At 44.9% G+C, this 20,968-nt stretch carries 21 protein-coding genes and 2 pseudogenes; 9 read left to right on the top strand and 14 right to left on the bottom strand.

Features of this window, described 5'->3' with window-relative positions:
- The first annotated feature begins 67 nt into the window (after positions 1-67).
- Both I8U27_RS19180 and I8U27_RS19175 read left to right on the top strand, forming a co-directional pair.
- Positions 68-1,090, top strand: coding sequence for a stage II sporulation protein M (locus I8U27_RS19180; RefSeq protein ID WP_181754738.1), 1,023 nt, complete (start codon positions 68-70; stop codon positions 1,088-1,090).
- 117 nt (positions 1,091-1,207) lie between these two features.
- Positions 1,208-2,026, top strand: a complete 819-nt coding sequence (locus tag I8U27_RS19175; RefSeq protein WP_181754740.1) for a serine hydrolase — start codon at positions 1,208-1,210, stop codon at positions 2,024-2,026.
- Between the two features lie 41 nt (positions 2,027-2,067).
- On the opposite strand, the gene I8U27_RS19170 is transcribed toward I8U27_RS19175, so the two are convergent.
- Together I8U27_RS19170 and I8U27_RS19165 are read right to left on the bottom strand one after the other, a co-directional pair.
- Positions 2,068-3,723 (bottom strand): glycosyl hydrolase family 28-related protein, encoded by a 1,656-nt coding sequence (locus tag I8U27_RS19170; protein WP_181754742.1) that lies wholly within the window; start codon positions 3,721-3,723, stop codon positions 2,068-2,070.
- 641 nt (positions 3,724-4,364) lie between these two features.
- On the bottom strand, positions 4,365-4,880 hold the full coding sequence (locus I8U27_RS19165; RefSeq protein ID WP_232345682.1) for a LysR family transcriptional regulator substrate-binding protein: 516 nt from the start codon (positions 4,878-4,880) through the stop codon (positions 4,365-4,367).
- 34 nt (positions 4,881-4,914) lie between these two features.
- Between I8U27_RS19165 and I8U27_RS19160 the strand changes: the two genes are divergently transcribed.
- Entirely contained in the window at positions 4,915-5,961 is a 1,047-nt protein-coding gene (locus tag I8U27_RS19160) for an MFS transporter (protein ID WP_220186050.1), read from the top strand.
- Between the two features lie 106 nt (positions 5,962-6,067).
- On the opposite strand, the gene I8U27_RS19155 is transcribed toward I8U27_RS19160, so the two are convergent.
- From I8U27_RS19155 to I8U27_RS19120, 8 genes are all read right to left on the bottom strand, one after another.
- A complete protein-coding gene (locus tag I8U27_RS19155) occupies positions 6,068-6,796 on the bottom strand; it encodes a pseudouridine synthase (RefSeq protein WP_181754746.1) in 729 nt (242 codons plus the stop codon).
- A 192-nt stretch (positions 6,797-6,988) separates the two neighbouring features.
- Positions 6,989-8,347: a DUF58 domain-containing protein gene (locus tag I8U27_RS19150; RefSeq protein WP_181754748.1), complete on the bottom strand. Its 1,359-nt coding sequence runs from the start codon at positions 8,345-8,347 to the stop codon at positions 6,989-6,991.
- Complete coding sequence (locus I8U27_RS19145; protein WP_309506184.1) at positions 8,301-9,260, bottom strand: AAA family ATPase; 960 nt, start codon at positions 9,258-9,260, stop codon at positions 8,301-8,303. The genes I8U27_RS19150 and I8U27_RS19145 overlap by 47 nt, the downstream gene beginning before the upstream one ends.
- A complete protein-coding gene (locus I8U27_RS19140; protein WP_181754753.1) occupies positions 9,218-10,480 on the bottom strand; it encodes a DUF4350 domain-containing protein in 1,263 nt (420 codons plus the stop codon). Before I8U27_RS19140 ends, I8U27_RS19145 begins: the two co-directional genes overlap by 43 nt.
- Positions 10,467-11,090, bottom strand: coding sequence for a DUF4129 domain-containing protein (locus tag I8U27_RS21200; RefSeq protein ID WP_181754754.1), 624 nt, complete (start codon positions 11,088-11,090; stop codon positions 10,467-10,469). The genes I8U27_RS19140 and I8U27_RS21200 overlap by 14 nt, the downstream gene beginning before the upstream one ends.
- Positions 11,087-11,977, bottom strand: coding sequence for a hypothetical protein (locus tag I8U27_RS19130; protein WP_181754756.1), 891 nt, complete (start codon positions 11,975-11,977; stop codon positions 11,087-11,089). The genes I8U27_RS21200 and I8U27_RS19130 overlap by 4 nt, the downstream gene beginning before the upstream one ends.
- 119 nt (positions 11,978-12,096) lie before the next feature.
- Positions 12,097-13,167, bottom strand: a complete 1,071-nt coding sequence (locus tag I8U27_RS19125; RefSeq protein WP_181754758.1) for a M42 family metallopeptidase — start codon at positions 13,165-13,167, stop codon at positions 12,097-12,099.
- On the bottom strand, positions 13,164-13,850 hold the full coding sequence (locus I8U27_RS19120) for a YneB family resolvase-like protein (RefSeq protein ID WP_181754761.1): 687 nt from the start codon (positions 13,848-13,850) through the stop codon (positions 13,164-13,166). Before I8U27_RS19120 ends, I8U27_RS19125 begins: the two co-directional genes overlap by 4 nt.
- A gap of 67 nt (positions 13,851-13,917) precedes the next feature.
- Between I8U27_RS19120 and I8U27_RS19115 the strand changes: the two genes are divergently transcribed.
- The 4 genes and pseudogenes from I8U27_RS19115 (at position 13,918) to I8U27_RS19100 (ending at position 16,863) form a co-directional block, all read left to right on the top strand.
- A complete protein-coding gene (locus tag I8U27_RS19115; protein WP_377534305.1) occupies positions 13,918-14,103 on the top strand; it encodes a DUF896 domain-containing protein in 186 nt (61 codons plus the stop codon).
- A gap of 218 nt (positions 14,104-14,321) precedes the next feature.
- Positions 14,322-15,245 carry a DMT family transporter gene (locus I8U27_RS19110; RefSeq protein ID WP_232345677.1) on the top strand — a complete coding sequence of 308 codons (924 nt, stop codon included), beginning with the start codon at positions 14,322-14,324 and terminating at the stop codon, positions 15,243-15,245.
- A gap of 65 nt (positions 15,246-15,310) precedes the next feature.
- Positions 15,311-16,499, top strand: a pseudogene (chrA, locus tag I8U27_RS19105) (chromate efflux transporter).
- 82 nt (positions 16,500-16,581) lie between these two features.
- Positions 16,582-16,863 carry a hypothetical protein gene (locus I8U27_RS19100; protein ID WP_181754765.1) on the top strand — a complete coding sequence of 94 codons (282 nt, stop codon included), beginning with the start codon at positions 16,582-16,584 and terminating at the stop codon, positions 16,861-16,863.
- 109 nt (positions 16,864-16,972) lie between these two features.
- Here the strand turns inward: I8U27_RS19100 and I8U27_RS21465 are convergent.
- A pseudogene (locus I8U27_RS21465) lies at positions 16,973-17,299 on the bottom strand (phosphoenolpyruvate hydrolase family protein); the annotation flags it as partial.
- 49 nt (positions 17,300-17,348) lie between these two features.
- Here I8U27_RS21465 and I8U27_RS19090 point away from each other — a divergent pair.
- The gene (locus I8U27_RS19090) at positions 17,349-18,566 is read left to right on the top strand and encodes a cytochrome P450 (RefSeq protein WP_181754767.1); all 1,218 of its coding nucleotides are present in this window, start codon (positions 17,349-17,351) and stop codon (positions 18,564-18,566) included.
- A gap of 54 nt (positions 18,567-18,620) precedes the next feature.
- Here I8U27_RS19090 and I8U27_RS19085 read toward each other — a convergent pair whose 3' ends face one another.
- A complete protein-coding gene (locus I8U27_RS19085) occupies positions 18,621-19,448 on the bottom strand; it encodes a GNAT family N-acetyltransferase (RefSeq protein ID WP_181754769.1) in 828 nt (275 codons plus the stop codon).
- A 513-nt stretch (positions 19,449-19,961) separates the two neighbouring features.
- Between I8U27_RS19085 and I8U27_RS19080 the strand changes: the two genes are divergently transcribed.
- Positions 19,962-20,285 (top strand): transcriptional regulator, encoded by a 324-nt coding sequence (locus I8U27_RS19080; RefSeq protein ID WP_309506185.1) that lies wholly within the window; start codon positions 19,962-19,964, stop codon positions 20,283-20,285.
- Between the two features lie 182 nt (positions 20,286-20,467).
- On the opposite strand, the gene I8U27_RS19075 is transcribed toward I8U27_RS19080, so the two are convergent.
- Together I8U27_RS19075 and I8U27_RS21460 are read right to left on the bottom strand one after the other, a co-directional pair.
- Positions 20,468-20,617, bottom strand: coding sequence for a hypothetical protein (locus I8U27_RS19075; RefSeq protein WP_181754772.1), 150 nt, complete (start codon positions 20,615-20,617; stop codon positions 20,468-20,470).
- A gap of 65 nt (positions 20,618-20,682) precedes the next feature.
- Positions 20,683-20,862, bottom strand: a complete 180-nt coding sequence (locus I8U27_RS21460) for a hypothetical protein (RefSeq protein ID WP_408637642.1) — start codon at positions 20,860-20,862, stop codon at positions 20,683-20,685.
- Positions 20,863-20,968 lie beyond the last annotated feature (106 nt).

The raw sequence follows: 20,968 nt of genomic DNA, 5'->3' as shown, positions 1-20,968 counted from the left end.
CTTCTTGCGAGACAACCTTGTGGCAGAAAAAGAGGAGCATGGTACACTAAGAAAGGAGGTGAAACGAGTGCCGACTACTTTAGAATCAACAAAAAACTTAGGAAACTTTGTTCAAACCAATCAATCGACATGGTCACGTTTAGAGTACCTCTTGGAACAACTTTCATATGGTTCCTTACATAAGGGAGAATTGGATGAGTTAGGTGAGGTTTATCGGAAAGCATCCTCTCATTTAGCTTATGCACAAACCTATTTCCCTGGGCATGAAACGACAGAATATTTGAATCGCCTTGTCATTCGTGCACATAATCATCTCTATGGAACAGTGAAAAAGGGGTACTGGCGACAAATTCTGCGCTTTTTTATGTTTGAGTTCCCCTATTTGTTTTACCAACGCTCTCAGTTTTTCTTTGTGGCAGGCTTTCTGCTGTTCGCAGGTTTTCTGTTGGCATTTTTGCTCACTTACTTTAACGAAGACTATGCCCCCTATTTTTTACCGCCGGAGGTGGCCACACATGTTGATCCTGATCAAATTGGGCAACAACAGTGGAACCACGCAATCGTCTCGAGTGAAATCATGGTCAACAACATTCAAGTGGCATTTATGTGTTTTGCCTGGGGAATCCTCTTCGGAATCGGAACCGTGTGGAGCCTTTTTATGAATGGTATGTTAATAGGCGCCTTGGCCGCCCTCTATCACCGGGCAGATGGCGGGTATCCATTTTGGGCATTTATTTGGCCCCATGGAGTGATTGAATTAACAGCCATTTTTATCGCAGGAGCCGCGGGTCTGTCACTTGCTTACCGCTTCTTTGTACCGGGAGAGATGACTAGACGTCATTCCCTGATCAAGGAGGGAATTGTAACCATTAAACTCATGCTGGGTGTGATTCCAATGTTTATGATCGCCGGAGTCATTGAAGGATATATCACACCAGCCCCCTGGCCACATTGGACCAAATACCTTGTGGCTTTAATTACTTTGCTCCTTCTCTTACTTTATTTTGGCTGGCCATTTTTTAAATATGGAATCAGCCAATCAACTGCTTCGAAGTCTCCTGGGAGAGAACAAGACGCTCATCTTGTTTGATTTCAAGCTCAATAAAGGCTTAGGGAAGCGGGTGGATTTTTCCAAGAGGATAATCGGCCCGCTTCACTGCCAGCCGAGATATTTTGATCAATTTTTGACAAAAAGAAGGTGAAAAGGATGTCACACCCTTTTCAGCAATTAACGATTCAATTGGAAAAATGGAAAAAGCAGTTGCCAGGTAAATGGGGTATCTGGGTTGAAGATTTGAAAACAAGAGAAACCTGGGAATATAATTGCGACCACCCCTTCTTTTCAGCCAGTGTGATTAAAGTTCCAATCATGGTTGCCGTTTACCGTGAAGCTTGGAGAGATCGATTTGCCTTGAGTGATGAGATTACTCTCCCGCAGGAAGCACAAGTAGGGGGCTCAGGCGTCCTTCAACACCTGTCCCCCGGGATGAAAATAACGATCCAAGACCTGACCACCCTGATGATTATACAAAGTGACAATACTGCGACCAACCTGCTAATCGATTTGGTCGGAAAAGAAGTGATTAATGAAGTCATGAAAGAGCTTGGCATGACGAAAAGCGTCTTCTACAATCCATTAATGATTGTACCTGTTGAGCGGGAAGGTGTGAACACAATCACAGCCGCTGATATCGCCAGTTGCTACCGCAAACTTGCTCAAGGGGAAGCTGTCTCTTATCACAGCAGTTTGCAGATGATTCAGACCCTTAAAAAACAACAGATTCGTGATTGTTTTCCCTCGCTTCTTCCTCAAAAGGATAATCATCTGGTGGGAACCATACCAAATTGGGAATTGGCCCACAAAACCGGGATGGTTACACGTGTCCTTCACGATTCAGGAATTCTTTATACAGGCCCGCACGCATTAGTCATCGTAGCTCTCAGCGAAGATTGTTCATACGAAATTGCGAAACAAAATCTGGGTCAACTTGCCTTTCAAGTATACAGGGCTTACCAAAAGCAATAGTATCATTTAAAGCTGATATTGTACTCTTTCACTGGACAATATCAGCTTTTTTCTGGAAGATGCCGGAATCCTTCCAGAAAAATCCGGTAACCATTGGAAGCTCCATCAATGGTATCGAAAAAATCAAAGCGAATCGGTCGCTGCGGGGTCATGCCTGACTTATTAAAGCCAATGAGCACATCTCGAATTACTGCACAATCTGCTCCATTATGAACATGCAACCCGCATTCCTGGGAGGTGAACCGGGACAGCCATCCGCAATTTTGGATCTGAACATGATCCACTTTGACATTGGCACCGGTCACATATAACCCTTCCGGGAATCCTTCGATATAGCTGTCCCGGATGGTGAATCCTTTGCGCAGCAAGAGACCGATATAGCCTTGACCTGTTTGAATGACAGTCTGGTCGGCTTCAGTATCAGATCCGGCGGAGAGAAAGTCCTTATTGATAAGACGGAAGCCACGGAAATGAACATCCTCCGAAGATGAATGGGTGGTGTTGCGGTTGTACCTCGAGTAATTTAAAGTCACATTCTCGATCAAGACCTGTTTGACCGCCTTGCTGCTGAAGAATCCCCGGCATTCGGTAAAGTGAATATCCCGGAAGATCATGTCAACACCTCCTTCGTACATCAGGAAGTGTCCTGCGGAGGATTTCACCTTCTCCACCACATGCCCCTGCCCGGAGATGGACAGACCTTTGTCGACAGAAACATTTCGGTAATGGAAATTCATCGTAGCCCCGTGACAGTCGAGAGAGTGTGTCTCCGTGCCGTTCGGGTTGTTGACCGTCTCCGAGATAAAGATTCCATCAGCATAAACATTGACTGGAACCGCAATCCCCGAGTTGCCACCGGCGATCCCGTGACGATTCTTCTTTGAGCGGATATTGGCCAGGTGAACATTTTTCGCTCCATCTGCAACCAAAACCCCATAGAGATAACCATCTTCAGCACTGAAACCGACAGATTCAAAATCTTCCACGGTCACGTCGATACTTCGATCAATTTTAACCCCCGCATAGTTGGTATTGACCGACTTCACTTCCCGAACGACCGCCCCGTCACAGAACTGGATGAGAACCCCGACATTTCCTGCGATGTCAGTTCCCGATTTGGTAACTCCATCCCGTGTAATGGTCAGTTTTTCAATCACAACATTTCGGGTAGGAGTGAAGGCATCGATTCCCTTTGTGTCCGAATGGGGAAAGTCCATGTGTGGACTCTCCTCAAAATATAGAGTAGTGGCACTGGCATCTTGTAAACGGAAGAGTTCCCCGTTGGTGTAGTAACCCCGTATGGCTGTCCCGCCGTCCCACTCTTCCGTAAACCGCTTGGCAGACTTATATACCACACAATCACCAGTAGCAAGGGTGTTATTAACCTGATCAACCGTATACCCAGGGAGAAAATCATTTTGCTGGGTTAGAGCGATTATCGTTTTATCGGGAGTTTTGATTCCCACCGTGTTACTATTGCCTTTCAGATTAAGTACAGTCAAATCCATACCGTCTCCCCGGAGAGTGATATAGTCTTGGACAACGAGAGATGCGGAGATATTGTATGTCCCGTTAGGAACATAAACCACACCGCCGCCGAAAGCAGCTGCATCATTCAGTGCTTGCTGAATGGCTGCCGTATCATCAGTCACACCATCACCTTTGGCATCATAAGGGGATTGGGTTACATCGATCATGACAATGCCTCCTTGCGGAAGAAAAATTGGACAGGCACGGCCCTCCCGACTTTTTTTGCCAGATTGTTGATCCATTTTTACAGCTCATTATTTGAGTATTTTTTACTGTGGGTTCATAGCAGGAAGGAATAATATATGAAGGAAACTTTGGTATCATGGCAACGCAATGACATTCCAACTTAGGTCATTCTGTTTAGCCGATTCAGTAAACAGATACATCATGATAGTCGGATACCACTTCGCTGTTTGGTAAGCACCCTGGCTTGATCAGCGTCATTTTTGTTCAGTATATTATTGATACAAGGGAATTAGAATAAAGGAAAAATACGTAAACCGTTGCAATATCGACGCCAGAGGAAACGAGTTCCCGACCATAAGTATGGGCGCAACATGTGTGGAAGAATATCCAGTTTTTCAAAGATCCTTTGGACAGATCGAATAGAAATACGCTGTTTATAATTGGAGAGGAACAACGCAGGATCGTTATCCTTGTATAGGCAATGGCAATCGAACGAAGATTGCCGGATCGCTCCAGATCACGAAAGAGCCGGTTTCGATCCGTTACCGTTAAGCCTCTCCTTTTCCTGTATTTTTTCACCTATCATAACCCAAAAGTGACGCAGAAGACATGTTCTGCGTCACTACTTAGTAGATGGAGATTCAACAGATGTCGATATAAACTCATATAATTGCAATCCAAGTTTACGACTACGGGTAGCTATAGAAATCGATCTTTTTCTTCCGAAATTAGTAATAGGCAGAGCGAACAGCTGGAGATGACCGATATTTTTAGCCATCAATTCGGGGATAATCGTGATTCCCATTCCAGCCGCTACTGCTCCAAGGATAAAGTCGCCAAAAGCTACCTTGCTGATGATGTTAGGCTTGTGGCTCAGCGATTCCATTTGTTCGATGATATGCTTCCTTGTATCGCAAGGGGCTTGATGAACGATTAGTGGTTCTTCGCAGAGTTCGGCAAGCTCAACAGTTTTTCGTGAATGGAAACGATGATGTAAAGGAAACACCGCATAGTAAGACTCCGTAAACAATTCACAACTCCACAAAGACTCCCCAACATACGATGTATCAACAAAGACTGCATCAAGTCTTCCTTCCTGTAATGATTGTATTAGTTCCCACGAAGTGTTTTGAATCATTAATGTCATTGGTCGGTCTAAAAGCCGAATTCCCTTGATCCTTTCACAAACGGGACAAGCGGTTAGCGTCTTCACACTTTGTTATGCACTGGCAGCTCCAATTTTTGCAACATTGTTGGCTGGAAAACCAATGCGCCGGATTTTAGTACTGGCACTCGCTGTATTCTCAGTAGGCAATGGAGCTAGTGCACTAGCCTCGAGTTTTTCCTTGCTGCTTATGGCACGTGCAGTTGCAGGAATCGGAGCAGGGCTTTATTCCCCGCTGGCTGCTGCAGCTGCCTCATCCCTCGTTTCCGAACAGAAACGCGGCCGTGCCCTTGGTATGACGCTAGGCGGCATGAGCATGGGTACAGTCGTAGGGGTTCCACTTGGATTGGTCATTGCTGAGCATCTGAGTTGGCAAGGGACTCTCTGGTTAATCACTGCACTTGGTCTGATCGCCATGATTGGGATTGTTATCTGGTTCCCAAACTTTCCGGCTTCGGCGCCGCCATCACTGCGTCAACGTGTTGCAATGCTGACCAATGGACGGGTTTCAGCAACCATTGGTATCACTCTTATGACCAGCGTTGCGAGCTTGGGTCTCTATACTTATATCGCATCCATCTTGCATAACCTGGCAGACATTAATAACATTACGCCATATCTGTGGGCATGGGGGATTGGTGGTGTAATCGGTAGCTTTTCCATTGGTACTCTGATTGATCGAACGGGCCGACCCGGTTTGCTAATGGCCGGTATTCTAGCAATATTGGCTTTTGCCATCTTCAGCCTACCATTGGGACTGAAATATCCTATTCTAAGCTTCCTGCCTTTTGTTCTTTGGGGGGCGATGGGGTGGGCCTCACAAGCCCCACAACAACATGTATTACTTCACTTACAACCTAATCACGGAGCAGCTACTGTTGCCTTAAACAGTTCCGCTAATTATTTAGGTAGTGCGATAGGTTCCGCACTTGGGGGGATTGTTCTACTAGCTGGATTGGCACCTTCTCAACTTCCGTTTGCTACCGGTTGTCTTGTATTAGTGACCTTACTGGGTCAATTGTTGGTTGTCTTAAGAAAAAATAAGGAACAGTAAATTGAAGAATGAAAAAGACTATCTCGAAAAAAGAGGTAGTCTTTTTCATCGTTTCCCTTCGGAGAGTCCACAGCCACCCAAGTGCAAAACCTTTGATGACGCATACTTATTCCCTTTTTAACAAGGAGATCTCTTCCTTGGTCAATTCGCGATAGCTTCCTGGTTCAAGAGAGGAGTCCAGTTTCAGCGGCCCCATAGCAATTCGTTTCAGATATACCACTTGTTTACCGACTGCCTGGAACATCCGCTTCACCTGATGGAATTTCCCCTCGTAAATTGTCAATTCTATCTCTGATCTCGGACCGGATCTCCGGATCTTTAATTCACCCGGCATCGTATGGTAGCCGTCATCCAGTGTAACACCCTGCTGAAACTCTTTTACATCCTTCTCAGTGACGGTCCCCTGTATAATCGCGTAGTAGGTTTTTGGTACATGCTTTTTTGGGGATAAAAGCTGATGCGCCAATTTGCCATCATTTGTGAGTAGAAGTAATCCTTCAGTATCCTTATCCAATCTCCCCACCGGAAACGGCTGGAAAAGCGCATGCTCCGGCTGTAACAACTCAACTACCACCTTCGCCTGTTTGTCTTCAGTGGCTGACAACACTCCCTGCGGTTTATTCATCATCAGATAAACATGCTCACGATATTCGATTTGGCGGCCACTTACATGGATTGCATCACGCCCCGGATACACATGAGTTCCGGGATCATTAACTGCCTCTCCGTTCACAGATACGTGCCCGGCTTTAACCATTTTCTTTATCTCTTTCCGCGTACCTAATCCCATATGAGCCAGCACTTTATCTAAGCGCTGTTGTTTTCCCTCTGCCATATCTCCCTCATCCTTTTGTCATACACTGTTTCTCATATTGTTAGATAGTAAGCATAATTTATCAAGTTTTTTAAAAAACGGATCCTCCCGATTTCAATAGTGATGTCGTTCATGACATATCCTTATCTCCATCAAAAACCACCTTCCTAAATTGTTAGCATTTCAGGAAGGTGGTTTCTCTTTTTGCTACGATTACCTTTCTGCGCGGTTGCGGATCTCCAGATAAGAATAGATCACTGCGCTGGCCAGCTTTTCCGGCTCGACATCTAAAGCGACCACTTTTTTACCCCACTGCCGAAGTGTTTGTTGCCGTTCAGATTGCAATTGTTCAATGACTAACCGTTTATAGATTTCCTCTTCATTATGATAACTTTGCTCCCAGAGCTTCTTCATGCGCGGATCTTGCATGGAAACAGTCATCACCAGGTGTTTCTTTTTGGCCCGTCCGATCAGCGGTGACATTGTCTCAGAGAAAGCAAGGTTGGCTGCATCGGTAAACAGGGTGATCAGCGTTTTGTGTTTATGATGAGCTGAAATCATTTCCCAGATCTGTAGATAATCAGACTCCACATAACCTGGTTCCAAATCAAAGCATGCTTCGATGAGGTGTTGCAGATGATCCATCCCTCTCCCCAGCGGAACCCATCTTAAAATCTTGTTTGAAAATGCAAGAAAACTGACCCGATCCCCTCTTTGTAACGCAATGGCAGCAAAGCCTAATGCTGCTTCAAGAGATCTGTCCAGTTGAGATTGCCCCTCGTTTTGGACTCCCATCATCCGTCCGCAATCTAGTAAAATTGCCACCTGTTGGCCAACTTCAGGTTGGTACACGTTACTGACCAGCTTTCCTTGTCGGGCAGTTCCTGACCAGTTGATGTTGCGGGGATCGTCGTCAGGCAGGTATTCGCGTATATGGGAAAACTCCCTCCCGGCTCCAAAGGCGCGGGCAATCGGCGTACCATCACTCATTGACTGGCGCCTGTAAAAGCCTTGTCTCACCTTGCGAACTGATTCCAGGCGCGGATACACTTTCACTTCAGCCGGAGCGGGGATTGTTTGTTGCACCAAAAGAAGCTTTAACCTGCTTTCCACACGCAAATGAATGTCCCGAAACTGGTGCCTCCCCCGACGGTGTGGCTGAGCATGATACCTGACCGTTTTTTGGGTCTCATTTTTCCAGGCTAATTCAAAAGTATAATTATTCACCTGAAAACCGTGGGGATAATCATCCCGAACCCAGCTCCGAACCGATATAGGGAAAGAAGATTGAAGGAGAAGGATTACAGGGTTTTCTTCCCCTAATTCAAACAAGGACTCTGCTTGTCGTGTTGCTGTAAAGACAGGGAATTGCCGCAGGAGAAAACCATCAATCACCACCAGGCCGATGATCACACCATTACAAATACTGAAAAATAACCATCCCCAGCCCCACCAGGCCCCGACTGCGGTAACCAAAACACTTAAAAACAAGATAAAAATCAACTGTGAAGAGGGCAGGATCGACTTAGCGCGGAACCACGGTAGATTGAATGATTTCATCCAGGATGTCATCCGCCTTCCATCCCTCCAATTCGCCGTCGGGATGAAGGATGAGCCGGTGGCGCAGAGCTGGCTTAATCATCCCTTTAATATCATCAGGTGTAACAAATGTGCGTCCGCTCATGGCAGCTTCTGCTTTACTTAATGACAAGACACTCAGTCCGGCACGGGGACTGGCTCCCAATGCGATCTTCGGATGCTTGCGGGTAGCACGAATGATGCTGAGCAGATATTGAACCACGGAGGATTCAACAGTCACCTGTTCCAGTTCCGAGCGGAGATATAAGACATCCTCCATGTTGATCACCGGTTGTAAAGATTTCTCGCGGCGTTCACCCGGTTTATGAGTAGAGAACAACAGATTTTCATTTTCTTCATCGGGATAATCAACAATCAGTTTTACCGCAAAGCGGTCAAGTTGAGCTTCCGGCAAAACATAGGTTCCCTCATATTCAACCGGGTTCTGTGTAGCAACGACAAAAAACAAGGGCGGCAGGGTAAATGTTTCGCCGTCAACCGTTACCTGTTTTTCCTCCATCGCTTCCAGTAAAGCAGCCTGAGTTTTAGGTGGAGTACGGTTGATTTCATCTGCCAGTAAAACATTTGTAAAAATGGGTCCCTTACGAAAAGAAAAACGCCCGGACTGTAAGTCAAATACTTTGGTTCCTGTTACATCGGAAGGCATTAAGTCAGGCGTAAACTGCACTCTTGAACACTGGCAATCAATCACTTGGGCCAAAGAGCGGACCATCAACGTTTTCCCCAGCCCGGGAACACCTTCCAATAAGACATGCCCGCCTGTTAACAAACTGGCCCATAATAAGCGAAGATTTTCCTGTTGTCCAATAATTGATTGATCCATTGTCTGGATCACATGATTTGTTACACTTTGGATGCGGCTGAGATTTGCGGTCGGGCTTTCCACTGTTCCAGCTCCCTTCTTAGTTGTGCAATTGTGACACTCCATTCAACAAAAACAGCGTGAGAGATTCGTTTTTTCGAAAAGACAACCTGAGCGATGATTTTGCTTAAATTTTGATAGGTTTGTCGGTATTCATTCCCCATAAACTGCTCAATGTGCTGTAAGAGTGACTCCTCGGAGATATCTTTTGGCAAATGAAATGTCTGTAAAATATGTTCCCGCAACCCGTTATGCTGACTGAGCAATGTTTCTTTCCGAATTCCTGAGCGATGATACCATCTTGCCATGGCTTCTACATACTCTAGCCCATCCCTCGTTTCTTTCACGCTTTCAAAACGCGGAGCAGCAAATCTTTTTCCTTTGGCGTACAGCCAGAAAACGATAAAAATCACAAGCTGAAGCAGAATAAACCAGCCATCGCTGTTTAGCAAAGAAAAGAAAGATGGTGATATCTCAGGGAGCTCAGGCTCCGCAGATTCTTGCTGAGAACTTGAGTTGGGCGAACTGGACGGAGGGTTAATCGGCTTTGCAGACCATGAATGAATCGTCTCATCAAACCAGATTTTTCCCGGCCGGTTTTCCACAAAAGCAAGCGGTAACGCAAGATGGTCGGCCTTATCAATTCTGAGGTTTGTCACAAGTGACACATCCGGGATATATATAATGCTCCCGTTACCGACCTTCCGCTTGACAACTAATGTATGATTTTCCTCGTCTAAAAGGATTTTCTTGTCTTTATTGCTTGACACCGCGCACTCTTGACTGGGCCAATCCAGTTCCTTAATCTCCTTTAACCAGGGATCATCCACAACAGCCCGAACCCTTCTGGGCTCCGCAGATGTATAACATGGCACTCCGTTAAATTGAAACGCTTTTACCCATTTTGAATCAATCGAAGCCCACAGTACCAGTTGATTCCCTTTTTCAATCCATTTTGTCAAAGATTGCAAATCAGAGGGTGATGGAGATTCACTCGGAGAAATCACGATTAACGTATCCTGCTTTTCTGAAGGCAGCTGTTCATACTCAGATTCCCACAACCCTACTTTCTTCCCCCTTTTTTCAAAGAGGAGGTAAAGGGCTTTAACTCCCAGCTCTTTTGGGTTTTGGGCCGAATATGGCTTTTTGCTTGGAAAGGAGACCCATTTGGATAGGGAAATAGCGATGAGTCCGCATACAATCACTACACCAACAACGATGAGCCAAACCTTACCTCTTCTCATCCTGTCCCCCCTTTTCCACAAACTCCATAATCTTTCTTTGGTAGAGGGTAAATTCGTTTTCTGTGGCATGCTTTTCTCCGTACCAGATCTCGTCAAATTGATTTGTTAATTGACCAAACGGCTTAGCGTTGGCGGGCCATCTCTCTCTAACCTCCTGTTGATATTCGCCGTTGGTCTTGTCAATTTGCAAGAAAATCTTCTTCTGTTTGGATGTAAACTCCAGCAAGTAGTGAAACAGCGCACGGATTGCAAAACGATATTCCCCTTGCTGCGCCAGCGTTTTCGCTTGATCCAGCCAATGTGGCTGTTCCTGGGGCTTTTTTTTCCTCTTCACGGAATTTTTAAGAGACCGCTGAATCCACCAGTTTCTAATCACCCAGATCAAAATCACAGCAACAAAAACACCAAGAAATATGTATAAAGCGAATAGTACTTCCTGAGGGAACTCCCCATTCCATTGAGAAAAAAAGGAAGTTTGTTTTGGTGTCCCCGGCTGCAAACTGATATCAGGAGCTTCAACATTTTTTGAATTTCCCCCAAACTCTGGATCGGACAAAATCTCTGTTAATTGCCTGCGTGCCTCTTGAATATCTGCTCCGATTGGATTCACCTCCGATCAGTCGAAACCTGTTGCAATTGATATTGGAGATCATATGCCTCTTTACGTGCGCGCTGATTCCAGTAAAAAATGCCACAAAAGACCGGGTAGAGAAAAAGCAATAAAGGATCGATCAACAGCACACTCAGGATATAAATTCCATCCCAAATCCAACTGGTCTGATAAAACGAGACAGCCGTTGATAATTCTTTAATTCCAATCTGCACAAAGAGAAACGGGATCGTAATGGCACCTAAACAAACCAGTATCCCCAGAGTGGAACCAAACACACCTTTGGTCAATTCCCAACTTCTTGTTATCGCCCGCCAGATAGTGGGATTTTCTTCTACAATGACGGGCGTGACAAGAGATAGCCTAACATAGAAATACGAACCCGGAATTAAAAATACCAGCATACAGATACTAAAAGCCATCCATATGATTTCGTCCGGGTTTGTTGATCCGTTCTCCTGTGCCGACATGTAGAGCGGCAAGCCGATCAAAACAACGATGAGCGTGAAAAGAACTCCCCATAACAGACAGATCAGCCAATGAGCAGCCAGCACCTTCCAAAGATTGTTCCGAATAGAAACAAATAACTCTTTCCAGCCTGTCCGCTTTAACCGGGACAGGTAAACGCAGGCGCTTTGAATGAACGGAGGCAGAATGGCGAACCAAATGAACGTATCAATCAAAAGAATAATTAACTCCCGATCCGCCGGAATACTTGCAAATCTGTGCGTTTCTTGCAAATACCACCATTCAATCCACAAATTAAAGGGAAAACTGATCAGGAAACAAAAAGTCCATAATGACCAAAAATGGCGCCTGTAAATTCGCAATGTACCATCTAACAATTCACCAAATCCTAATGGCTGAAACTGTGAACTTTCATTCATTCCATCACCTCCTGTTGCCTTATTAAAACATAACAAGAACATTATAACTCAGTAAAAGGGATAAAAATGGTCAAATTCGTTAAAAAACTGGATGCCTTGGATGACATCCAGTAAGGATTTTATAATCTGTTCAAGATGGATTCATATGTAGAACGATCCAGGCGTTTCACTAACGCAACGGCAAATGCTTTTACTGCTTCAATATCTTCTTTGTCGGCGATCGCCGCATGAGAGTGGATATATCGCGCACAGATCCCGATTGTAGCAGAGGGAACACCGTTTCCCGAGACATGGACCCTGCCTGAATCGGTTCCTCCTTGAGAAACAAAGATTTGATAAGGAATATTTTCCGACTCCGCCGTATCCAATAAGAAATCCCTCATTCCCGGCATGGTGATCATGGAGCGATCATAGATACGGATAAGAACACCTTTTCCTATCTCACCAAACCCTTCACTTACTCCCGGAGTATCTCCAGCAGGACCGCAATCGACTGCGAAGCAGATATCCGGCTCAATCAAGTTAGCGGCAGTCGCGGCACCACGCAGCCCGACTTCTTCCTGCACAGTAGCCCCTGAGTAAACAATATTTTCATGCTGAACGCTCTGAAGATCCTTAAGCAATTCAATGGCGATTCCACAACCGAGGCGATTATCCCATGCCTTACTCATCAGGCGCTCACCGCCTTCCATCTCAACGATCGGGCAGTGAGGCACTGCAAAATCCCCCGGTTTAATCCCCCAGACACGAGCCTGTTCATCACTTTTGGCTCCTATATCGATAAACATCTGGGAGGGTTGTACCAGCTTTCCCTTTTTTTCATCGCTCAACAAGTGAGGAGGAATTGAGCCGATCACACCTGGAATTCTTTTCCCGGAACGAGTAATAACATCCACACGCTGGGCAAGCATTACTTGCGACCACCAACCGCCCAATGTTTGAAACTTGAGGAAGCCGCCGGAAGTGATCTGCGTTATCATAAAGGCAACTTCGTCCATATGGCCGGCTACCATTACCTTTGGTCCCGATTCATTTCCTTTTTTAACGCCGAAGATACTACCCAGGCGGTCTTGAACAATCTCGTCTGTATATTTAGACAGGTAAGAGCGCATCACCTTTCGCACTTCATATTCATACCCCGGTGCACCGGGAGTTTGTGTCAGCTTTTCAAACATGCTCCAATCGATCATATTGTTTCCTCCATCTCTCTCTGCTCGTCTGCTGCTATTTCTTGCTGTCTGTTCTTCCATTCACGATAACGGCGGTGTACCGTGGCACGTGATACGTTATAGCCAAAGCCTTTCAAGGTTGCAGCAATCTCTTCAAATGTTAGCTTTTTTTCCTTCAATGCAATGATCTGTTCCAACGGTACTTCTTTTTTCTCCCGGCCTCCCATCCCTTGGTTTTTAAGGTTTCGGGCGGGATTATACCCTTTTTCGCGAATGGCTCTCTGCATCCCCCAGCTGATCTTTTGATTCATCATCTTTCTCTGTAATTCTTCCACTTTGGCAATGATATGTAAAACGGTTGACTCCCCAGCATCTAATTCTAACTCTCCCCGATGCTGTTTGGAAAAGATTTGGCATGACAGGCGATACAGTTGGTGAATGATAGCTAACTTGGCCTCTCCGCGGCCCAATCGGGTATCATCCTGGATGAGTACTCCTTTTGCTTTCTCTTTTTTAATTGTATCAAATAAGCGAAAAAGTCCCTGGCGGTCCAGATCAAACCCGCTATGCTGTTCAGAGATGATTTCAACCACCTCAAAATTCAATTCACGTGCCCAGTCAATTAACTCTTTCTTTTGCCTCTCAAGGCTGCTTTCCTGCTCTTCTTTTTTAGTACTCACCCTTGTATAGATGATAACTTTCATCCTATCTTTTAACCCCCTCTCCGTTCTTGCATGGGATATAAGAATTAGGTAAAGTGTGAGAGAAGGAGTGGTTCAATTGATAGACAATCAGCTGATTGACAGAATAAACGAGTTAGCCAGAAAACAAAAAAGCGTTGGTTTAACTGAAGAAGAGAAACATGAGCAAGCCCGGCTCCGGCAAATTTATTTAAAAGCAATCCGGGGTCAGGTCAAGCAACAGCTTTCCCGAATCCGTTTTGTGGATCCATCATAGAGTGTTCCCCAACAGGTCGGATGCCGGCCATCTTGCCAGCAGGTTATTTCCCATACAATTAAACCCTAAATTATCTCAATTATAACGAACGGCTATTTATTGTACAAATGCTGCTGACTCTGTAGCTCCAGCAAAGCAACGAAGCATAACCCCGGACAGTTAGTTCCTGGGGCTTATTTCAGTCGCCTGAAAGGAAGCAAATAAGGGGGTTGTCCAAATTGAAATCCTGGTTGGGAGTGATCTATTTATCTGCTGCAGCCGCGATTTGGGGTGGAATGTATGTTGTAAGCAAGATCGTGCTGGACTATATCCCTCCCTGGGTACTGCTGGAATTAAGATTTATCATTGGCCTCGTGGTGCTCGGCATTTGGGCATGGTACCAAAAAGCGTGGCACATCGACAAAAAAGATTTATTTCTTTTAGCAATCATCGGGCTTGTGGGGTATACCGGTTCAATTGGGTTGCAATTTCTCGGCACCGATTTATCAGGAGCTTCATTAGGGTCTTTAATCACCTCTGCATCCCCTGCATTGATTTCTTTTTTTGCCTGGTGGCTGCTGCGTGAACGTTTAAATACTTGGAAAATCACATCCCTGATTGTAGCTACACTGGGTGTTGTTACAGTCATTGGCCTTCCTCAGCAGTCGATGGGCAGTGCTTCTTTTATGGGCAGTTGGATTCTGTTCGGCGCAGCTATCACATGGGCCTTGTATACCGTTTTAAGCCGGATTCAGACACAAAAGTATTCTTCGCTTACAGTAACTACATGGGCCAACAGTTTTGGTGTGCTGTTTACCCTTCCCATCGCCAGTTGGGAATATGTGCAGTCAGATGTTCAACTCCCAACCGACCCCTTGCTCTGGATGGGTGTTGGTTACATCGGAATCATTTCAACCGCCCTGGCTTTTTACTTCTGGAACAAAGGTTTTGAATATATGGAAGCTTCCACCGGATCCCTGTTTTTCTTTGTTCAACCCTTAGTCGGAAGTGTATTAGGATATTTTCTGTTAAATGAATCTTTAACCTGGAAATTTTTTGTCGGCGCCTTTCTTATTTGCATCGGGATCTACTTTTCGACATTGGATTCCCGGTTCGTTCAACCATTATCCGCTAAAAGCAAAACAAATGAAAGAGGATCCTGAATCAAAGCGGCTTATCTCATATTCTCATTTACTCTGTCTTCACTGAAACCGGAGTGACGAAAACCATGAAACAACACTCCCCTTCCCATCGTGGTTCTTTTTTGGAAGTATTAGGAGTTGCCACACGTCTGGGGTTAACCTCCTTCGGGGGCCAATCGCCCATTTGGGATATTTTCGGGATGAATATGTAAATCAAAAAAAATGGTTAGACGAAAAAACATATGCTGACCTTGTAGCCTTGTGTCAATTCCTTCCCGGACCAGCAAGCAGTCAAGTCGGTATTGCCATCGGGATGCTTCGTGCCGGAATCCCGGGTGCCATCGCTTCATGGATCGGATTTACCTTTCCTTCCGTTATCGCTCTTACCCTTTTCGCCTATTTCCTGCAAGACTGGAATGTCAAAGATTTAGACTGGTTACGGGGGTTACTGATAGTGGTCGTGGCCGTCGTAGCCCATGCCGTGTGGGGAATGGCACAAAATCTGGCACCTGATCGCACTCGGGCTACCATCGCTTTTTTGGCTGCCATTGCGGCAGTTTTCTGGCAAACATCCATGGCCCAGATCCTGATTATCGTTGCAGGTGGATTACTTGGACGATGGTTCTGTAAAGTGAAAGTATCCCACTCTCCACTTGTTCACATTTCGATAGGAAAGAGGGCCGCTGTCATTTCGTTAGGGCTTTTTTTCGTCCTTCTGGCAGCCTTTCCTCTTTTGAGACACATTTTTCATTTGCCATGGCTGGCTGTATTTGATAGCTTTTTCCGCACTGGGGCCCTGGTATATGGCGGAGGTCATGTAGTCCTCCCCCTCTTGCAAACGGAAGTAGTTCCCCCGGGATGGGTAACACCCGAACAATTTCTGGCTGGTTATGGAGCGGCTCAGGCAGTTCCCGGACCCCTGTTTACCTTTGCTGCCTTTTGGGGGCATTCACTCATGGCTGGTCCGGTGCATTAGTGGCCACAGTCGCAATTTTTCTCCCCTCATTCCTGCTGGTTGTCGGGACATTGCCATTTTGGAACCGGATTCGCTCTCAGGCCAAATTTCAAGCTGTTTTGCATGGAATCAATGCAGCCGTTGTCGGAATCCTGCTCGCTGCCCTGTATGATCCTGTTTGGACCAAAGCAATTCAAACACCTGCTGATTTTAGTTTAGCATTGGCTTCTTTTGCATTTCTGGCTATCTGGAGACTTCCCGCCTGGATTGTTGTTGTTTTCTCTGCTGTCGGTGGAGCGGTACTCTCTGCTTTTTTATAAGCAAAAGCGTGATAAAGTATGGTCAATAGATCGATAACCGATACTAAGATTAACGATAAATGTCATGTCAGGAGGAAATAGTATGCGGTTATCCCTTGAAGAAATGAATGTGCTTTCTGAGCAGTTGGAAAAACGGGAAGCACGTCTCCATCTTCTATATGATCAAAACCCGGCTCAACAGGAGGAGACTCTGCAAAGTTTGCACATTTTGAGCAGCCTGCAACGGAAGTTACGGGATTTGGAAGCAGATCTGTCGAATGAAGAGAAACAGGCGCTGGCAGCTATTTTAAAAGATGAGATGAATCATATTCACGGACATGGAACCGGGATCTATGAATCCATTCTTGCGAAAGTAACTGAATAAAAAGGTTCGTTTAAAGCAAAAGTGACTCACGATTATGGAGTCACTTTTTTCTAACTTCAAGCCTCAAGCAAAAATAGGCTTATTCCGTTACCGCCTTGAATTTCTCAACCTGCTCAGTGAAGACATACGGACAGGTGAGCATGTCCAATTGGTGAGCCAGACGGATCATCTCTACCTCCAGATCGAAACCCATCCCTTCTGCAATCCTTCCCTTCTGTAATCCTTCTGAAATCAAGTCAGCTAAAAGATAGATCAAATGTGGATCTGATTGTCCCTTTTGTATAGTTTCAACGTATCGATAAATTCTAAAGCGTACGTGATAAGTACAGGGATGCAAACTTCCTCCCAGATAATAAAAGAAATCCTGCCCTGATGATACACAGTATGATAGGAAAAAATAACAGATAACGTACTTTGTTTCAATACGCGGCCCCATCCGCCGGCAAAAGCGGAATGAAGACCACGAGATCAAGGAGGAAACGCCCATGATAGAAACAAATAAAACTGAACGCTATGCCAACATCATACCGATGGCTGAATTAAACACAAAAGCAAAACGTCTCAATCCTTTCCCGATCTACGATCAACTCCGCCAATCAACACCGGTCCGCTACGATGAAAACCGCAGTTGCTGGGACATATTTCGCTATGAAGATGTACATCGCATTCTGAAAGATCCGGCTACATTTTCCTCACGGCGTGGAATGGACATTAAAAGAAGGGAAACCATCTTGACTATGGATCCACCCCGCCACAACCAGATGAGGGGGGTGGTCAACAAAGCATTCACACCAAAGGTGATCAATGATCTGGCCCCCCATATCACCTCTATCACCAATGAATTGTTGAATACAGTAGAGGGACATGGCGAAATGGATATCGTATCCGACCTGGCCGTTCCGCTGCCTGTCATCGTCATTGCAGAGCTGCTTGGCGTTCCTCCGGAAGATCGCCAACTTTTTAAAGATTGGTCTGATATCCTTGTCAAGGGACCGGACGAAAATACTGAAGAGGCCTTTAACCAGGTCGTAGCTGAAAAAGAGCAGGCATCGGAAGAGTTGAGCGCTTACTTTGCACGAATTGTTGACCAGCGCCGCACCGAGCCAAAAGATGACCTGATTTCGCAGCTTCTGTCAGCCGAGATTGAAGGACAGAAGTTGAACGATGAAGAAGTGATTGCTTTTTCCGTTCTCCTTTTAGCAGCCGGAAATGAAACGACGACCAATCTCATTACAAACACAATCCGCCGCTTGACAGAAGATCAGGCCTTACAACAGCAGCTAAAAGGAAACCCAGATCTCATTCCCGGCTTTATCGAGGAAGTGCTTCGTTTCTACCCACCGATTCAGGCCATTGGGCGGGTGGCAACACGTGATGTCGAGATTGGCGGGATGATGATAAAAACCGGGGATCAGGTAATCTCATGGGTTGCTTCGGCCAATCGTGATGAAACTAAATTTAAAAATCCCGAAAGTTTTGTGGTTGATCGCAAGCCTAATCCCCACCTCGCGTTTGGTTTTGGCATTCATTTCTGCCTGGGGGCTCCCCTTGCGAGGCTCGAAGGAAAAATCGCCCTGCGCACCATTCTGGAACGTCTGAATGAGATTCAATATCTCACCGGATCAGAGTTATCCTATATCCAAAGCCCGTTTGTCTATGGTGTAAAACAGTATCCAATTACATTTCAACCAAACAACAACTAGATGACAAAAGGCTGTCCCAAAAGAACCCTCACTTTCGGACAGCCTTACATGATTCTATGTGGACCTTTTTACTCGATACCACTCCCGATACAGTTCCTCAAACCCCAGCTTTTTATATAGTTTTTGGGCAGCAATATTTTCGCAAACTACCTGAAGGTATGCAGAACTGGCACCATTATCTTTCGCCCAATTTAATAAATGAAAAATTAATGATTGAGCAAATCCCCGTCGTCTATATTCCTGGCTTGTAACAATGTTAAACAAGCCAACTTTCCCATCTTGTAAAACGGCGAATCCACATGCTGCGATACCGCCATCATCTGATTTAATCGTTGCAAACCTGTGTTCAGGCATAATATTTTGGAACATTTTTTTCATTATCTCCCGATTTTTGATCTCCTCTGGTTGAATTGTACAAAAATGATCTAACCATTGGTTCGTTATTTTCTCTGACAGTTGGATATGTTTATATTTTGGTACTGGTAAACTTTTTAATGATAAACAATAGACACTGGTTGGATCCACGATTTCATATCCCCGTTTTTCAAGTTCACCGTCTAATACCGAGGGCTGTGCTTCTTCTGACATCTTAAATACGACGTCCAGTCCCTTTTTATAATAAAATGATTCGCAGACCTCTATGTTTGAGCAAAAATCTGATTGAGGGCGGAAGAAAGGTTGGATAGAATTTGCACGCTTTGTATAACCATCGGCAAAGCGAAGCAGCCATCCATCACGCACCAGCGTTTGAAGAGATGGCCAGCTATTCAAAGCTAGTTCCTGATAGTGACGTATTAGCAGGCTCCTCCGTCTCTGTTCAATTTCTTTTTCAGTTAGTGGTGTATGTGAATTGTTTTCTCCCAATCTGTTTTCGACTTCCATGCTGTGTACCCCTTTGGCCTTTGATGAAGGTTAGCGCATTTTTGTCAATCAAATATTATTTACAGGATGGCCAGATCAAATGGCCATCCTGACTGTCAGTACAAATTAAAACTTAAGCTTGTGTACATTATATTTGGATAATGACATGCTCCATTCGTTGTTTGGCTTTGACGTATAGATAGCAGAGTTTGCTGGTTGGATCATTAACATGAGAAAATCCCTATAAAAAAGAATATATAAATATTATAATTATCTGTCGCATTTGTGTCACTCCATCTTTATTCAGTGCCGAGAATACCCATTTTTCCACTATCTCCCCAATAAATAAAAACGATTTGAGATCACGAAGGGAACTCGAGCCATAATGGGGTTTTGCTACTTCTTTTCTTTATTTAGTAAGGTTGGAAATAGTATAATGATTTCCCTTTTCTGGCTTTACATAGAATTTATTTTGGTTTACAATACAAACTAGTTATTAATATAAATATATTTGCATTTCAAGGGGGTGTTTTGGTGACACCATTCAAAAAAATGGCACAGTTAAATAAATTGATCCATGAACCGGCAAGATTGGCCATTATGAGCGCTCTTGACGCCTGTACTTTGGCTGAATTTTTGTTTTTGCAGGAGTTGACAGGGCTCACAAAGGGAAATTTATCTTCTCATCTTTCCAAACTGGAAAAAGCCGGTTATGTTCAAATAGACAAACAATTTGTGCGCAAAAAAATCCCTCACACCACCATTCACATCACTCGTGAGGGCAAAGCGGCAATTGCGAAGTACTGGGAACAGTTAGATCATATCCGGGAAGTGACAAAGCAGTGGCAAAAGGACTAAAACACCATTCAATTGCCTTATCTCTTCTCTTTACATCCATTATGTCTATGAGGATAAGGTAGGGGTGGAAGACTGGCTCCTTCGGAGTCAGTCCTACGAATCAATCTGTGTATTGAGAGTAGAGCACTAATCCAAAGAACTCAATTGTCCATCGGTTTTAATTTAATTCTTGAAGCAAGGGATCAAAAAGATGATGGTTGCCACAAATCTCCAAACTCTTTTGTATTTCCGGTTACAGTCGTTCCCACATAGGATTCAACCGTTCCGGAAGCAAATGTGTAGGTGTGTTGGGGTAAGTCGTGAAGTAGGGAGCCGGGCGTCGGAGACGACACCAACTCCCCCCTCCCGAACCGTACGTGCATCTTTCGATGCATACGGCTCTCCAGGAACACTGCGATTATCTGGGTTCGTATGTAAGGTCACTTAATTTCAATCCATCGTATTCTCCACGATGGATTTTTCTATGACATTCTTTGCAGGTTGGGATTTGTTTCCGATTAAGTTGGCTCATAATTTGCTTGAGGTATTGGTTCGTTTTCTTACCTTTTCGAATATGACGTATGTGGTGCATTTCGATGCTTTCTTCGGGGCTGTCCCAAAAGTAGAAAATCTACTTGAAGGTACAGCTCCTTTTCATGTTGTTTACAGAAATTTTATTTTAGTGTAGAGGGTGGATGAAATTC

It is taken from the genome of Paenactinomyces guangxiensis, assembly GCF_016055185.1.
Lineage (GTDB): Bacteria > Bacillota > Bacilli > Thermoactinomycetales > Thermoactinomycetaceae > Paenactinomyces > Paenactinomyces guangxiensis.
The sequence above is the reverse complement of the archived record's forward strand: the minus strand, read 5'-3'. Positions and strand labels throughout refer to the sequence as shown.

Excerpts from the sequence above, each read along its gene's own strand:
- I8U27_RS19150 (WP_181754748.1), bottom strand. The coding sequence starts at position 8,347 with ATGACATCCTGGATGAAATCATTCAATCTACCGTGGTTCCGCGCTAAG.
- I8U27_RS19170 (WP_181754742.1), bottom strand. The coding sequence starts at position 3,723 with ATGATCGATGTAACCCAATCCCCTTATGATGCCAAAGGTGATGGTGTG.
- I8U27_RS19165 (WP_232345682.1), bottom strand. The coding sequence starts at position 4,880 with ATGATTCAAAACACTTCGTGGGAACTAATACAATCATTACAGGAAGGA.
- I8U27_RS19155 (WP_181754746.1), bottom strand. The coding sequence starts at position 6,796 with ATGGCAGAGGGAAAACAACAGCGCTTAGATAAAGTGCTGGCTCATATG.
- I8U27_RS19130 (WP_181754756.1), bottom strand. The coding sequence starts at position 11,977 with ATGAATGAAAGTTCACAGTTTCAGCCATTAGGATTTGGTGAATTGTTA.
- I8U27_RS19175 (WP_181754740.1), top strand. The coding sequence starts at position 1,208 with ATGTCACACCCTTTTCAGCAATTAACGATTCAATTGGAAAAATGGAAA.
- I8U27_RS19120 (WP_181754761.1), bottom strand. The coding sequence starts at position 13,850 with ATGAAAGTTATCATCTATACAAGGGTGAGTACTAAAAAAGAAGAGCAG.
- I8U27_RS19140 (WP_181754753.1), bottom strand. The coding sequence starts at position 10,480 with ATGAGAAGAGGTAAGGTTTGGCTCATCGTTGTTGGTGTAGTGATTGTA.
- I8U27_RS19100 (WP_181754765.1), top strand. The coding sequence starts at position 16,582 with ATGCGGTTATCCCTTGAAGAAATGAATGTGCTTTCTGAGCAGTTGGAA.
- I8U27_RS19085 (WP_181754769.1), bottom strand. The coding sequence starts at position 19,448 with ATGGAAGTCGAAAACAGATTGGGAGAAAACAATTCACATACACCACTA.
- I8U27_RS19125 (WP_181754758.1), bottom strand. The coding sequence starts at position 13,167 with ATGATCGATTGGAGCATGTTTGAAAAGCTGACACAAACTCCCGGTGCA.
- I8U27_RS19090 (WP_181754767.1), top strand. The coding sequence starts at position 17,349 with ATGATAGAAACAAATAAAACTGAACGCTATGCCAACATCATACCGATG.